A 14,850-nucleotide genomic window follows, 5' to 3' on the forward strand; every position below is an offset into this window, starting at 1 on the left:
GGTCAATGAGACGCTGAGAATGTGATGACTGCGCTTCCTGCCGCTGCCTGGCAAACACTTGTTCATCCCGCGTTCACGGGAGCCGGTCAGCCTCGGTCCAGTCAACTTCGTTTATCTAAGATGCGACCCCGAACGGGTTCGCCCTGGCCAAGATGATGCGAACAGAACAGGTGGCGCACATGCCTTCGCGAATCAACATGGTAAGCACCCCGCTGGCACCCGCGCGCGCTGGTACTAGGGAAGAAGCGCTGCGGCTGCTAAAGCAGGGCGAAGTCGCAGCCGTCGAACTGGACTATGAATCCGGCTGGCAGGACGCGATAGAACTTGGCCGGCTCGGCCGAGCGGTTGGTATTCGTGTGGAGTTCCGCGGATACGAGAGTGTCGCAGTTGCGTCGCCGGCGGCTTTGGTGGCTGGCTTGGCCCGCCCCAAAGTATCGTTCCGCCAGCGGAACCTCTACTGTCAATTCGACCTTGGACGCTTGCCGGCTGCCGAGTTGGCCATGTTGGAGGTAAAAGCCGAGAAGCTTGGGGATTACATTCTTGGTGGCCACTTGCTGCGTGAGATTGATGTGGTTTGGTCCGAGTAATTCCTCGTCCTCGCACAAAATGAGCAATCGCAGCCTGGACGCTCAGTTTCTCGGCTTGCCGTTGCCGACGAGCAACTGTGACCATGCGAAAACGCCAGCGCCCTCGTCTTCGCACTAACGGTCCGCGGAGAAGGGGGGGCTGCTTGCACTGGGGCTGAGCTTATTCGAGTAGCGATGCCGCAACTACTTGCATATTAACTGCAATTAATGTTCAATATTCTATTGTTTCAGCTGTAAATTACTGATTTCAACCTTGAGTTGTGTCCAGGGGGAGTGTTTGTGGTGAGCTTGAATTCCATAGAGGCCGCGGAGAAGGCGAGTTATGAGGAAGAGGATTTCCAGGATGTGCCTCCCGCTGACATTGTTGCCTACAACGAGTTGCGGTCATGCGCTGATTTGTTTCGGATGTATGAGGATGAGGCCCTTGACGTAAGTCCCGATTTTCAACGCGAGGTTGCTTGGAAGGGGCCTGCACAGACTAGATTCATTGACTCGTTGATAAAGCAGCTCCCCATTCCGAGCCTCTGCTTTTCTTATGACTATAAAAACGAGGAATGGCAGGTTATCGATGGGCTTCAACGAATTTCAAGCGTGATTCGTTTTTTGGACGAAAACTCGGATTGGGTGCTTGCCTCGCTTGACGATATTGACCCTAGAATTGCAAACAAAAGCGTTAAGGATTTTCGGAAGAAAGGAACGGAGCTAAACAAGCTTCGACGCCGGGTGGAGAATGCGACGCTCCCTATTACGGTCTTGCGTTGTGACCCATCGCTTGAATCTCACAGTAACTATCTGTTTACGATTTTTCACAGGCTTAATACTGGTGGGTTAAAGCTAAATAACCAGGAGATTCGGAATTGCATTTATTCCGGCAAATTTAATGAGCTTCTGCGTGAGCTCGACCATAACAAGGACTGGCTTTCTATCAATGGTTTGAAAGAGGTTGAAAACGACAGATTCAAGCGTCAGGAGGTAATATTGAGATTTTTTGCCTTTTTAGAGAGTTATGAGATATATAAAGAGGGTTTGGCGAAATTTCTCAATAACTACATGCGGAAGAATCGGAATTTGAGTGGCGCAGAGATTGATGCCAAGAGAAACATTTTCGAGCGGGTGGTTAAGGTTATCCGCGAGAAAATGGGGGTGGGTGAAAACCAGGCGAGAATTAATCTTTCTCTTTTTGAGGCCTTAATGGTTGGTGTGGCTCGAAATATTGAGGCGGTCGAGCAGTTGTCGGCAGAGAATGCCGCCACGAAGTTTGAAGCACTCAAGAAGCATGAGGAGTTCACCGAAGCAAGGTTGGTGGAGGGGCTATCCAAGACGGCTCGTGTTACAGGGCGCCTGAATGCCGCCGTCCAGATTTTTGGTTAGACTCCATGATTTCGGTCACGTATATTGAGCGGAATGCAAAATCTCTGACCACTTGTTTTAACAAATCCACGCAACCACTGATGACCTTTTTGTATGCAAAATTGGTCATTATTGAGGTTGGTGGTTGGGTGGAGATGTCGATGGATGATTTGGTAAAGAGGGCGGGTAGAGGTTTAAAGGATTCAGATAATATCAAGCATCTTGATAATGAGATTATCAAGAAAAATTATGGATTTGACTACGACAGAAATTTTCGCCCAATGCTGACCAAGGCGATTGGTCTGGTTCGCCTGGAAAAATTGGAGGGGCGCCTAGATGTTGCCAAGCAGACGAAAATGAAGGCGGCGCTGGAGTTGCTTAAGAAAGCCAGAAATGCTGTCGCGCATACCTATGTAAAGAACCCTGCCGGGGGGACGACGATAGCGGCTCCATCTGTATCGATGTCGTATTTCCGGGATATTTGTGATGGTCTCAAGGACATAGAGGCCAATATGAAGAAGCTGAAAATAATTTGAGCGCAATCTCGTTTGAAGTGCTCATGTGGAAGTAATCAGGCCGTTCGGAGTTGTGGGTTGTTTTTCCCTAAATGAAACCTATGTACGTTCGCTAGTCCACATGAGCAATTACTTCAGCGACAGAGAGCTCGGGCCGCGGCCGCGTGTAGAGCAGGTAATCAACCCGGTGGCGTGGGCGGGCATCGTTGCGCTCGTGGACTCACTTGCGGACCGCGGCGCTTTCGGAGCTAGCTTCCCGGAAAGATGTCCTGACGGACCGTCAGTCTGCGGCAACGACGTCGACCGGCTCAAGAACGCGCTTGAGGCGGAAATTCAGGGCGTCACGTGGCCGCTGCAGACTCAGGAGGCGGTCCACGAAGGGTACCTGCAGACAATGGCACCCTGGGCGCCGCCGACAATGGCTGCGCTAGATTTCATAGAGTTCGTTTGGCGAAATGTGGCCCAGCCAATCGCGGGCAAGTATCACGACTTCTTCCAGCATCACCATCTGACTTTTGATGTGGATGTGGGGCGCGAAGCCTTCAGGGAGGGCGTGAACCGCATCTTCGCGCGCAACGGCCTTGCCTATGAACTAGCTCAGAACGGGCAGGTTCACCGAGTGCTACCTGCAGTGCTTGGAGAGGCGTTGACACGCACCTATTTCCAGACAGGTGACCGTACCCTCGACGTCATGCTTGAGGAGAGCCGAATCAAGTTCTCTGACCCGGCGCCGCTCATACGTCGGGAAGCGCTTGAAAGGCTCTTCGACTGCTGGGAACGCATCAAATCTGAGGCGGATACCAATAAGGCGAAATCGATAAAGGCGATTCTCGACACGGCAGCCTCGGAGCCTGCATTCAGGGAGGTCCTGGAGAAAGATGCTCGGGAATTGACTGGAATTGGCAACGGGCATTTGTTGCGGCACCACGAAATCAACCAGACACCAGTGGTCGATTCTGACCACGTGGACTATCTCTACCATCGGCTCTTCGCCATGGTTGAGTTACTCATCCGGAAGAACGCGCCGTAACGAGCGGTGGGCACCCACCTGGCTCCGCTACAGTGTGAGACCTTCCAGCACCTGGACATAGGGCTTGAGTACCGGGTAGACCTTGAGCAGCGTCTTCGGGTCGATGACGATGCCGTACGCTGCCACGTCGAGTTCTTGCTCCGGAAACGTCACTTGCGCATGGATGCCGATGCTCTTGAGTGCGTGGCGGATTTCTCCGCTTCGACGGATGGCCTGGCCGACCGATTCATAGTCGCCGTCGAGAAGCCGGCATTGCTCAGCAATGAGCGCCTCCACTGACTTTCCATCGAGCCCGGCTTTCAAGCCGCAAACAATGGCTCGGGCTTGGCGTTCCAGCGTCTTGGAGTCGACCTCTGGTTTGGCGGCCTGCTTCCTGGCCGGAGCCCTTGTCTTTTTCGGCGCGGGGCCCGTCACATCCGTTCCTGCTACCAGGCGTAAGTGCGACATTGAATTCCTTATTTGATTCAAGCTTGATTGGTCAGGTCGCTGCCCGCTGGTCATGACGTCCCTGCGGTGCTTCAGAACAACACGCCGCCAGTCTCCCGACGACGAGCAGTCCGCCGGCAGCGACCGAGTCCCGCTACAGCGTGAGTCCTTCCAGCACCTGGGCGTAGGGCTTGAGTGCCGGACAGGCTTTGAGCAGCTTCGTGGGGTCGATGACGATGCCGTACGCTGCCACGTCGACCTCTTCGTCCGGGAGCGCCGCGTGCGGATGGATGCCAATGGCGCGCAGCGTGAAGCCGATGCGCGAGCATCGTTGGACGGCCTTAATCTCAAAATCCCCGTCCAGGATTCGGCATTTCTCGGCAATGAGCGCCTCGACCGATTTTCCTTCGAGCCCCGGTTTCAAGCCGCAAATGATGACGCGGGCTTGTGCTTCCAGTGTTTTGGTGTCGACTTCCGGCTTGGCGACTCGCTTGGGCCGAGCCCTTGCTCTGTTCCGAGCCGGCCCTGTCACATCCGTTCCTGCGACCAGTCTCAAGTGCGACATCGATTTCCTCCGTGATTCAAGCTTGATTGGACAGCTCGCCGCTTGCGGGTCTAGGAGCGAGGAAACAGTGTTACGTGTGGCCCTGCTCTATAGCTGCGCAACTGGAGTTGCCCCTGTAACTCAGGACACGCGAACACCGTTAGGTTGATGACGCCGCAGCACGCCTGAACTCGCGAGGCGAGCGGTATTTCAGGGCTTTGTGCGGGTGACGCTCGTTGTAATGCTCAAACGCAACAGCCAGACGCGAGAGCGCCGTTGGCGCATCGGGCTTGTCCATATAGGCGACGTAATTGTGCTTCATGGTCTTCACGAATGATTCGGCCATGCCATTGCTCTGCGGCGAACGCACGGGCGTGGTCAGCGGCTCCAGGCCCAGCTCGCGCGCAAAGCGGCGCGTGCGGTGGTCGATGTAGGCTGAGCCATTGTCCGTCAGCCATTCGATGGGCTGCGCAGCCTGTGTGGTGCCGAAGCGCTGTTCGACCGCAGCCAGCATCACGTCACGCACTACGTCGCCGCTATGTCCGCCAGTGGTTGCCGCCCAGCTAATCGCTTCTCGGTCGCAGCAGTCCAACGCGAACGTTACGCGCAGCGGCGTGCCATCGTCGCACCGGAATTCGAAGCCATCCGAGCACCAACGAGCATTGCTCCGGTCCACGGCCACCCGGCCGTCGTGCCGCCGCTTGTCTCGACGCACGCCAGGACGGCGCAGCAGCAACTGATGCTCGCGCATTACGCGGTAGACGCGCTTGTGGTTGATGCACGGCGCGCCGACTATCTCTCGACTGCGTCGCAGCAGTGCCCAGATGCGCCGGTAGCCGTAGGTCGGCAAGTGCGCCACATGGGCCAGGATTTCCTCGACCAGTTCCGTGTCGTCGGTCAGCTTGGCACGGCGACCATCTTGCCAACCGGACGAGCGAACCTGTTTCACCGCCACGCCAGAGCGCGCCACGCCGAGAACTTCGCAGACCGTTTTCAATGGTCGTCCCCCGGCAACAAGGGCGAGCGCGCAATCAGGTTTTTTGACCGACCCCACTCGACGGCTTCTTTCAGGATTTCGACTTCCATCGTTTTCTTCCCGAGTAGCCGTTGCAGTTCCTTGATTTCCTTGATGGCTGCGGCCAGCTCCGATGCAGGCACAACGGTTTCGCCCGCTTGCACTGCCGCCAGACTGCCTTCCTGGTATTGCTTGCGCCAGCCGAACACCTGGTTCGGGTTCACGCCGTGCCGCCGCGCCACGGCAGACACCGATGCGCCCGGTGCTAGCGTTTCCTGCACGATGGCGATTTTTTCCTGTGCCGTGCGCCGACGACGGCGCTCCGGCTCGGTCAGAATTTCGATGGGTTCCACGTAATGACTAGGCTTACTGATAGGCACAAGACTATCCCTTATTTTAAGAGTGTCCTTGTGTCCTCAGATACGTGGGGCCGCTCCAGCAACTGACAACAAGCTCTATCGAGAGCTTGCGCAAGAGTCTGATGCCATCCTCTATCTCGGGCCGCCTTACCAACAGAACGCATACGCCTATGGCCTCAGCGTCCATGTGGGGCCCGTTACTGCCTGGCAGCCACCCCTCGCCCCCAATCGTAAGAGGAAGTCCTTTCTGCTCAATTTCGGCACCAGGTGGGTGCATGCCCTACGTTGGTTGCGGTCGGTCTGACTGGCGTTATAGCGAGGTATGAAGACACCATACGTTCCTCATCTCTTTGGAGCCGATGCACTGGCCAAGGTGGCAGGCCGTTTGGGCTGGGTCACGGTCGGCGTCGCGTCGTCCATCGCCTGGCCAAAAGACGACGTTTGGGTCGAGTACGACGGCGTCGAGTACCTGCTCCACGGAGCCAGGCAGCAAGGCGAGCATCACATTGCTCCGTGCATCAGCACACCGGCAGACCGGGACCATGTCGATGAGGCGTTGTCTCGTCTGTATCGCTTCACCTCCGTGCTTGGCTTTTACAAGCAAGGCTACGTTGATGTCACGGGCCAGTGTTGGGGCACCGGCATGATTCGCTATTCCAATCCTCGAGATACCTTCACGACGACGTTGCAAGGGGGGGAGAGGACCTTCAACTGCAATCACATGCCAGTCATCGAGGACGACCAGGTACGCCAGGCGCTCGCATTCCTGCGCGAGGGGCGTCGGTTAGAGCGTGTGCATGAACCGTATTCGTTCCTGTCGTTCTTTAAGGTCATTGAGAGCCAGTTTCAGCCAAAGGACCGGGTTGCGTGGGTCGAACAAAACTTGGCCCTCATCACGGATGAGCAGGCGGTAACTCGCATCAATGCACTTCGCGGTCAAGGTATCGACGTCAACCAGCACCTGTTCGCCTCGGGACGCTGCGCGGTGGCACACGCGAGTGTGGGCGGCAACATCGTTGACCCGGACATCCCTGCCGACCGTAAGCGCATTGCCGCCGACCTGGACATCATTGCTGCGCTGGCAAACCGCTACATCAAGTTCGATGCCGGCGTGCCAGACGAAATGGACGTCTACAAGACCCGGGACCGGGTAGAGCCCTGGCACGCGTTGATGCCTTCTGCGGCGGTAGCTGCGTTGAAGGCGGGCGGCCATCTGAAGAACCCTGAGGACCTAGGCAAGCTTAACGGTGCAACGGTCTCAGTGCGGTTGTGGCCCGACACGCCTGCGAAGCAGTTCGAGGCGATGACGTTACTGCCGACAGAATGCGGCGATGGCGTCGTGAAATTTATCGCTCTGAGCGCGCGCGGCACCATCGTGCTGGCGTTCGCGATGGATGTTGCAAATGGGCGCATGCATACGTTGCTGAATGAGGGTGGTATGCGCTCCGGGGTTACGATTTCCGAAGAGGACGTCGAGGACTACACGCGCTACTTCCATAGCGTTGTTGGCAATCGCATCGTGGAACTGAACGTCGAAGGAGCTGAGCCGGTTGATTGTGAGGTGGTGATACCGGTCAACATCATTCCGCGGGCGCCAGAAGAGGCGGTGGCTCAGGCTCTCGACCAATTTAGGCAATCCAAGCAGCTGGGGGGCTAGAACAAGCCAATTTCGATGGTGCCACGGGGTCGCGGGGTCGTGGGGGCGTGATGGAGTCCGAGTCACAGCACGCGTACCGACCGTCGAGGTTCGTTGTGGGCAACCTCTGCCACCACCTGGAGGCGCACTCTACCGCTCGCCGCTTGGGCTTCTGTGTACTTGGGCTATTGCCGGTCCTTGAGCCTGCGAAGGAATGTTCGCGCCGTCACCAGGGCCAATTGCAGACGAAAAGTGCTCCTGTCCTCGTCCGAAAGCCCTGGATGAGACCCCTCCGTATGCAGCATCTTGAATAAGCCGTTAATGTAGTTCTTGCCGTCGGCGGTCCATTCGTTGCGTTGAGCGGACAGGAATTCGAGCTTCGCCAGCATCGCTCGCCTATTCTCCGAACTACCCGCCGCCGCAGCCTGAGCAGGGTCGATGTTTTCGGCTATCCCGTCGAATAGGCTTTCCATGAACGTGCGAATCTGGCTGTTCGCTGCAGCCCAGTCGCCCCGTGTGTGCGCCTCTATGGCCTGGTCTAGGTGGCCCAGACTGACTGTGAAGCCGAAGTGCTTCAGGAGCTGATGGACCTCGTCGTCGGTCTTGGAAAGGTGCACCTCGCCGGGTAGTGCAGCTCGAAGTAGCGGGGGCTCTCCCATGCCAGGGTCTTCATTCCACTGTATAACGAACCCATCCAGGGCCAGAGCGCGCTCTAAGCGTTCTTGCTGTTCCCGCCGTGAGTACGGACTCATCGAGGTGAGGGCGACCGCTTCCCGGACTACTGCTTCCTCCAAAGTCACCTGGCCGTCCACTGTCGGAATAATTCGGTCGCCATTCTTCGCTACCTCGCGAGCAAGCAGTGCTGCCTTCTTCGAGGTGCTCTGGCTGGTGTCGAAAGGTATGCTGTCCTCAAGACTGAGTCTGAAAAGCATCTGGTCGAAATGCGCCTGCGTGAGTGCGGCGCCGAGCAGGGCAGTTGCCGCAGCTATAGTGGGGCGGGTGAAGTGGTTAACTCGCATGTCGTGCCCGGAAAGCAGTGCATTTGTCCACAATACCTGTTCTTTCGTATGACTACCAAGAAGCGTCATCACTACGTGCCGAAGGCATATCTGAAGGCCTTCACCGATGCCCAAGGTCGTGTCCTCGTCTACCGCAAGGACGAACCGGCCAAGGCGCTGCATGTTTCCCCGGACGGCACCGGCTTCGAGCGGTACTACTACTCTCAGCCAACACCGGACGGCGGTGTCGACCATAACCGGTTAGAAGACCTGTTTTCGCAGACTGAAGGGCTGTGGCCAGCGGTCGTTGAGCGACTCAGCCGGGGCGAGGACGTCAACGACACGTTGCTGCTCATCTTCGAGTTCATGCTTCTGCAGCGGGTTAGGGTGCCGGCCAGTCGTGATGCAACAGAGGCGAAGCTGGCAGCTCAAGTCCATCAAACGATGCTCGACCTGGTTGCCAGCGGGATGCTTCCTCCGCCTCCTCCCGCGCTGGTAGGTCGCCTCGACGAGGTCATCGTTTCCATCGACCCTCACAAGTCCATTCACGGCATGGTCGACGATGTGTTCGCGTCTCGCAGCGTGTTCGAGAGCATTGGCCTTTGCGCGATTCAAAACCGGACGGACACGCCGTTCCTGACCAGCGATAACCCTGTTATATGGTTCGACCCGACGGTTCCAACGGGCGAGGTGCAGCCGTACGCAGTCTCGGCCGGCGGTCCAGTGATGCTTCTGTTCCCGGTGAGCCCGACCACAATCCTGGTCGGCGCAAGTGACCAGAAGGCTGGCTTCAAGGAGCACGGCCTGATGTATGGCGAGACCACGGACGACGATTGGGTCTTCCGGGTCAATGTCCACGTTTGCCGATTTGCCTACAAGGCGGTCTACGCCAACAAGCCGGGCCTTGAAGGGATGGTCGCGGCATACGCAGATGAGTCGCCCGTGCGGCAGCGGGAGGGCGGGGCAGGCAGATTGGTGTTTGGACGGCGCGAGGCAAAGCCGAAGTGGGCGCCAGAATAGGGCTTTGCACTGGCCGCTCTTGGCCGGAAGCGGACGGCGGTTGTCTCTGGCCCTGGTAAGCAAAGGCGGTATAGACACAGACATTGTGAGCGCCAATTCACTATCGCGATGCGCGCCGGGAGCACACCGAGATAGCGCGCTGCCTACTTGAGACTCGTATCGGGGCGGCCGAATAATTCGCTGAGTGGATAGACTGGGGAATTCAGCCCAGCGGCACGAGCATCGTTGCGCCTCTCCACCGGCATCAAAAATTCCACACAATGCCGGCCCGAAGCGTGCGCGGCTCTGCTGGATGAATATGGTGGTCACTGATGCCTGTCGCCACTCCGTTGGCATCCAGTGGCGACGTCTCCCCCTTGAGCAGTGAAGCGTAGTAGTAGTCGATGTCGTTCACCTTCTTGTTGAAAGCGTTCAACACCTCGACGAACACGCGCACATTCTTCTGAAGCCGATAGCCCAGCTTGAGGTTGACCAAAAACGACGACGCGGAGCGCACGCTGTTGTCTTCAATCAGCGGGCGCGGACCGAAGTAGCGCAGGCGCGCACCCAACATCCAGCGGTCTCGAGTCCAAGAGACACCGGCCGATGCCGTGGTCTGGATGGCTTCAGGGATATGGTCGCCCACGGGGTCGCTGTCGCGAAAGCGCGCGCGCGAGAACGCCGCGTCCGCGTCCAGAATCAATTCAGGCAGCGGTGTGTAGTACGCCGCCAGCTCCAGGCCGGTACGCCGGCTTGGTCGGCTGGGCTCTGTGGTACCGCTGTCGCCCGAAAAGACGAGTTCGGAGCCGATGTCCAGGCGCCACAGCGATGCGGAGAGCTGTAGGTTCGGCGCCAGTTCGCGCGTGCGTACGCCGACCTCGTAGCCGGTGGCGGGTACCAACACCGATACTTTCTGCACTGGGTTTCCACTCACGGGGTCGACAGTGGTGGTGGCGCCGCGCACGTCGTTGCTGTGGTAGCCCCGGCCCCAGTTCATGAACACGTCGGTGCGCGCGGTGGGCGAGAGCACCACGCTCAGCTTGGGGCTAACGATGTGGTCTGAGCCATTACCTGAGTTGAGTGGGTTGCTGCTAGCCACGCTGTACCAAAACTGGTCTGCTCGCAGGCCCGCAATGGTGCGCAACCACGGCGACCATTGCGTGCTGTTGCGCACGTAGAGCGCAGTGCTGGTTTCGCTTACTGTGTCGCTGCGCACCAGGGCGTAGGGCTGACGCGCCTCTGTGTTGTAAAGCCTGATGGGGTCGAGACGGTCGAAGCGCGTCTGAGACCCAAATTCCGTTTCGCTCTCACGCCCCGCAAGCGACCCCAGCCACGTTCGCGAGGCGTTGATGCCGGTGGTGACTCGGTTCTCGAATTGCTCGAACTGGTCGCCTCGCTCCGGGTTGTTGAGCGCATAGGTGAAGTTGGAGAACAGCTGCAGTCGGCTTTTGATGACGTATGCATTGGCCTTGAACTGCCCGTCCCTCAGTGGACGGACCCAGTCGGCCGCCAGGCTGTAGCGTGACGCCTCGCCACCATCGGTTGGGTCAATGGCGCCGAAGCGCGAGATTACCCCGTCATTGATTGCACGTTGCGGTACCTGGTCGGTCGACTGCCACGCGTTCTTGTACGCCATGCCAGTCACGCTGATGTGCTCCCCACCGCCCAGCGGCACGGTGTAGCGCAGCACGCCATTGAGCTTGTGCACGCCCTCGGGCACGGTCCATGGGCCGTTCTCGCCTAGCCATTCGAGGCCATAGAGCAATGTGCCGGGGCCGATGGCGCTGGAGTTGGCCAGCAGCCCGCGCCGGTAATTGTGCTCGCCCAGCTCCAACTGCGCGATGCCTTGCGGCAAATGGTCCACGTAATCAATGCGCACCGCACCGGCAGCCGAGAAGTCACCCTCTTCGGCAAAATAGGTGCCCTTCTTGTACGCGATGCCGCTAACCAGTTCGGGGATAACGAAGTTGAGGTCGGTGTAGCCCTGGCCGTGCGCGTGCGTGCGCATGTTGACCGGCATGCCGGCGACGGTGGTAGCGAGGTCCGTTCCGTGGTCAAGGTTGAAGCCGCGCAGGAAGTACTGATTCGCTTTGCCGTCGCCGCTGTGCTGCGTAACGATGAGTCCCGGTACGGTTTCGAGCAGTTCGCCTGGCCGCAGCAGAGGACGATTCTCCAATTGGGCGCGAGGCACGTAGCCCTGGTTGGCCGATTCACCGGTAGCCGCCGCAGCGGTGGTGGAACCACTAACCGTGGCGGCCTGCAATTCAACCTCTGGCTGCTGCACGCCGCCCGCATGGACCATGTTCGAATGTCCCAGGGCGTAACCCAGACTGCAGAACGCCCCTATTGACCACGCCCGTCGCGCACGCATACCCCAACTCCCTGCCGTTGATATTTTGTATGAACTTTTACGCAAACTTCATACCACGGGGCAGGGACTATATCTCGCTGCGCCCCGGGACCGGAATCAGTGCGGGTGGTGGTGGGCGTGGTGAGACTCGTCCGATGTACCGGAGGTCATGATGAGATTGAGTTGGCCTTGCTTGACGCCGCGCTCGCTGCTGATGGCGTCAGCTAGGCGTCGGACCGCGCTGGCAGGGCCGCGCAAGATGACCGTCTCGATGCAATGTTCGTCGTCCAGATGCGCGTGCATGGTTGACACCGTCAGGCCGTGGTGTGCGTGCTGGATGCGCGTCAGCCGCTCGGCCAGTTCGCGCTCGTGGTGGTTATAGATGTACGACAGGTTAGCCACGCACGGCCCATCTTCATTGCGCGATTCGCGCCAACGGTCCAGGTGGACGCGTAAGACGTCACGGACCGCTTCGGAGCGGTTGGCGTAGCCGTGTTCAGCCATCAGGCGGTCGAACTCGGCAGCCAGGTCATCGTCCAGGGAGATTGTGAAGCGTTCCATATTGGGGCGTCGTGGCACTGTTCCCGTGCGCGGCATTGGCCTCTGCAAAGCCTACGTAACACGTCGAGCGATTGTACTGGCGCGCACGGCCGATGGCGTTCAGAGAGCGTCAGACCACGGGGACAGGCCACTTCCCCTGCGGGAGCGGACGGCTGAGGTTCCATTGGCCGACGCCAACTGGCCCAAAGCGGCCTCTTGCTCCTTGGCGTCGAATGCTCGTTACCCAATCCACGGCGCGGCGCTACCCAGTGATGGCGCGCAGTTCAGCCACGCTATCCAACCGCTTGCCAGCCGTTAGCGCAACAAAGGGGTGACCACCCGCTCCAGGCGCTCGGTTGTCCAAGCGGGCTCGCGCGAGTCCCAACCGTTGTCGGCCAGCAGGCCCTTGCGGTCGACCGTGAAGTTCACGGGCAGGCGCCAGATACGGCCATAGCCGCCCGCATAAGCGCTGCCGAGCAGGCCCACCGGAAAGCTCAGCTTGGCCGCTACTTCGCGCACGGCCGGCAGCTCGGCTGGCTCGTCCAAGCTGAAGCCCAGTACGCGCAAGCCCTTGTCGGCATGGCGCGCGGCGTAGGCTGATAGCAGCGGAAGCTCCGTGCGGCAAGGACCGCACCACGTCGCCCAGAACGTCAGGATTACCACCTGACCGCGCAGGTCATCGGTCGCAATGCTGCGCCCGTCCAGAGTGTGCAGGACGAGTGGTGGTGCCGGGCGTCCCACCTCAAGACTGGACGCATGCGCCGCCGCCTGTCGCCCGCCGAGCCCGGCGCCCAAGGCCAGCGCGCCCGCCGCACGCAGCCACGCGCGCCTCAGCCCGGGCTCTTGTACTGGGCTCATATCCGAATCAGAACGCATAGCTTGCTCCGACTGTGCCCGACCAGCGCGGGAAGAGTTGATAGCCCTGCAGGTTGCTGTACAGCGCCTTCTGCAGGAAGGCATAGACCTGCAGGTTGTGCGCCACGCTCACCGTCACGCCCGGCGAGAGATAGACCACCGTGCCGGCCGTATTGGTGGTGTCAGCCAGCGCTCCCTGGTCGGCCCCCTTGCGCGTCACGTTGAACTGCAACTGGGGCACGATGTGCGGATTGGCCTCGTAGCGCAGGCCGAAGCTCATCGTGGCGGCGTTGCCCGGTCGGAAGTCGGCACCGACATCACGCAGCCTGTGCGTTACGGCCGCCTGGAATTGGCCATTGATGAAGGCATCGAAATCCTGGCTGACGGGCTGGTAGTAGTAGGCGCCCAAAATTATGTCGGTGCTGCCGGTTCCCGGCTGCAGACTGGTGTCGAGCGCCTGCCCACCTGCTGCATTGGGGCCACTGTTGAAGAACACCGGATTGCGCCCGACCGTGGCACCGGTATTCACGTCCTGGCCACCGTAGCGTCCAGTCGGGAGCTTCACGCCCAGTTGCACGCCCAGGTTGTGCGTCGGCAGGAAGCCCTGGTAGCTGGCGATGAGCTTGATGTCGCCCAGGCCGCTGGCCGTGGCGCCACTCACGTTGTCCGGGGTGAGTTGGTCGGGCGTCGCTGCGCCGTACGTCGTGTGGCTGCGGTCGATGTACGGCACGATGGCGCCGAAGCTCCAACTGCTGTTCGGGCTGTAGTAGATGCCAAGGTTGGTGTAGCGGTTGATGGTCTGGCGCTCCACCTCCTGGTTGCCGCCCGCGTCGTTGATGGCCGCTGCTTGCGCCGGGGTGACAGAGTGGGTGCCGCTGCGCAACTGGTTCTGCGGGATGTACGTGTAATCGAGGCTGATACGCCAGCCAGGGATGGCGGAGTAGCCCATGGCGGCATCGGTGCTCAGCGAACAGCCGCAGGTGGCGCAAGCAAAGGCGAACGCGGGGGACAACAAGGCTGCGCCGGTGGCTCCGGCGCGAAGAATCGGATTCATGGCAGTCCTGGCAAGGCAAAGGCGGAGTCTCCGCCGTTAGCGAAATGGTGCGCAGGCAGCGCGCCATTGGTCATCTTGACGACGTGCGCTACGCCACCGGAGGTGCACGAGCGGGCGCCAGGAACCTGCGAGGATGTCGGTAGAAGCCAGACGGAGGAAGCGGTGGGACGGCAAAATGCAAGCCCTGTTCCGCAACGAAAACCCACGCGGCCGGGGGAGCCGCTTGGTTGGAGACCAGGTCCGCGCAAACCAGGCAGCACAGCATGTCGCCGTGGCCGGCGCCGGAGTCGTCTTGATTGCCGGAAGACTGCGTGGTCATCCCCTCGCTGTGCATGCCACTCGCACTGCAAATGGTCTGGCTGGCCAGCCATTCCACCTGCTGCCCATGCGGCATCGTCGGCAATGGCGCATGTAGCGCCATACCGAGGAGCGCAAGCCATACGAAAAGGCGACGGGCGAAGGACATGGAGAGGTGGACTACGAGGGTAGCCGATTATAGCGGCGCAACGTTCTGCAAAAAAAATGGGGAATCCCCAGCTTAACCGGAGCGGGAAAACACCGCTCCGCTTGGGGCGGAAATGTCCGGTGAATG

Annotated in this window: 15 protein-coding genes; 6 read left to right on the forward strand and 9 right to left on the reverse strand. The window is 59.4% G+C overall.

What is annotated here, in order from left to right; genetic code table 11:
* Positions 1–212: 212 nt before the first annotated feature.
* The 4 genes from DOD19_RS04200 to DOD19_RS04220 all read left to right on the forward strand — a co-directional run bounded on the left by DOD19_RS04200 (position 213) and on the right by DOD19_RS04220 (position 3,482).
* The gene (locus DOD19_RS04200; RefSeq protein WP_112184339.1) at positions 213–587 is read left to right on the forward strand and encodes a PHA-granule associated protein 4; all 375 of its coding nucleotides are present in this window, start codon (positions 213–215) and stop codon (positions 585–587) included.
* Between the two features lie 282 nt (positions 588–869).
* Positions 870–1,958, forward strand: a complete 1,089-nt coding sequence (locus DOD19_RS04205; RefSeq protein ID WP_112184151.1) for a DUF262 domain-containing protein — start codon at positions 870–872, stop codon at positions 1,956–1,958.
* Positions 1,959–1,963: 5 nt separating this feature from the next.
* Positions 1,964–2,473, forward strand: coding sequence for a hypothetical protein (locus DOD19_RS27835; protein WP_239497960.1), 510 nt, complete (start codon positions 1,964–1,966; stop codon positions 2,471–2,473).
* 100 nt (positions 2,474–2,573) lie between these two features.
* Positions 2,574–3,482 (forward strand): hypothetical protein, encoded by a 909-nt coding sequence (locus DOD19_RS04220; protein WP_112184155.1) that lies wholly within the window; start codon positions 2,574–2,576, stop codon positions 3,480–3,482.
* Between the two features lie 27 nt (positions 3,483–3,509).
* On the opposite strand, the gene DOD19_RS27480 is transcribed toward DOD19_RS04220, so the two are convergent.
* The 3 genes from DOD19_RS27480 to DOD19_RS04235 form a co-directional block, all read right to left on the reverse strand.
* Entirely contained in the window at positions 3,510–3,929 is a 420-nt protein-coding gene (locus tag DOD19_RS27480) for a hypothetical protein (protein ID WP_162634341.1), read from the reverse strand.
* A 133-nt stretch (positions 3,930–4,062) separates the two neighbouring features.
* Positions 4,063–4,473, reverse strand: coding sequence for a hypothetical protein (locus DOD19_RS04230; protein ID WP_162634342.1), 411 nt, complete (start codon positions 4,471–4,473; stop codon positions 4,063–4,065).
* Between the two features lie 139 nt (positions 4,474–4,612).
* A protein-coding gene (locus DOD19_RS04235) for an IS3 family transposase (RefSeq protein ID WP_204360034.1) occupies positions 4,613–5,811 on the reverse strand; the annotation gives its coding sequence in 2 pieces (ribosomal slippage) (positions 4,613–5,496 and positions 5,496–5,811; 1,200 coding nt in all).
* A 337-nt stretch (positions 5,812–6,148) separates the two neighbouring features.
* Here DOD19_RS04235 and mauJ point away from each other — a divergent pair.
* Positions 6,149–7,483 carry a methylamine utilization protein MauJ gene (gene mauJ / locus DOD19_RS04240; RefSeq protein WP_162634343.1) on the forward strand — a complete coding sequence of 445 codons (1,335 nt, stop codon included), beginning with the start codon at positions 6,149–6,151 and terminating at the stop codon, positions 7,481–7,483.
* A gap of 164 nt (positions 7,484–7,647) precedes the next feature.
* On the opposite strand, the gene DOD19_RS04245 is transcribed toward mauJ, so the two are convergent.
* Positions 7,648–8,550 carry a hypothetical protein gene (locus DOD19_RS04245; RefSeq protein ID WP_204360028.1) on the reverse strand — a complete coding sequence of 301 codons (903 nt, stop codon included), beginning with the start codon at positions 8,548–8,550 and terminating at the stop codon, positions 7,648–7,650.
* Between DOD19_RS04245 and DOD19_RS04250 the strand changes: the two genes are divergently transcribed.
* Entirely contained in the window at positions 8,530–9,480 is a 951-nt protein-coding gene (locus DOD19_RS04250) for a DUF4238 domain-containing protein (RefSeq protein ID WP_112184167.1), read from the forward strand. The two genes, DOD19_RS04245 and DOD19_RS04250, sit on opposite strands and share 21 nt — an antisense overlap.
* A 244-nt stretch (positions 9,481–9,724) precedes the next feature.
* On the opposite strand, the gene DOD19_RS04255 is transcribed toward DOD19_RS04250, so the two are convergent.
* The 5 genes from DOD19_RS04255 to DOD19_RS04275 form a co-directional block, all read right to left on the reverse strand.
* Positions 9,725–11,830: a TonB-dependent receptor gene (locus DOD19_RS04255; protein WP_112184169.1), complete on the reverse strand. Its 2,106-nt coding sequence runs from the start codon at positions 11,828–11,830 to the stop codon at positions 9,725–9,727.
* A 96-nt stretch (positions 11,831–11,926) separates the two neighbouring features.
* A complete protein-coding gene (nikR, locus tag DOD19_RS04260; protein WP_112184171.1) occupies positions 11,927–12,370 on the reverse strand; it encodes a nickel-responsive transcriptional regulator NikR in 444 nt (147 codons plus the stop codon).
* Positions 12,371–12,664: 294 nt separating this feature from the next.
* Positions 12,665–13,225: a TlpA disulfide reductase family protein gene (locus tag DOD19_RS04265; RefSeq protein ID WP_112184173.1), complete on the reverse strand. Its 561-nt coding sequence runs from the start codon at positions 13,223–13,225 to the stop codon at positions 12,665–12,667.
* Positions 13,215–14,258 carry a transporter gene (locus DOD19_RS04270; protein ID WP_112184175.1) on the reverse strand — a complete coding sequence of 348 codons (1,044 nt, stop codon included), beginning with the start codon at positions 14,256–14,258 and terminating at the stop codon, positions 13,215–13,217. Before DOD19_RS04270 ends, DOD19_RS04265 begins: the two co-directional genes overlap by 11 nt.
* Positions 14,259–14,346: 88 nt before the next feature.
* On the reverse strand, positions 14,347–14,724 hold the full coding sequence (locus DOD19_RS04275; protein WP_112184177.1) for a DUF2946 domain-containing protein: 378 nt from the start codon (positions 14,722–14,724) through the stop codon (positions 14,347–14,349).
* Between the last annotated feature and the right edge of the window lie 126 nt (positions 14,725–14,850).

The organism is Ralstonia sp. GX3-BWBA, assembly GCF_003290055.1.
GTDB classification, from domain to species: domain Bacteria; phylum Pseudomonadota; class Gammaproteobacteria; order Burkholderiales; family Burkholderiaceae; genus Ralstonia; species Ralstonia holmesii.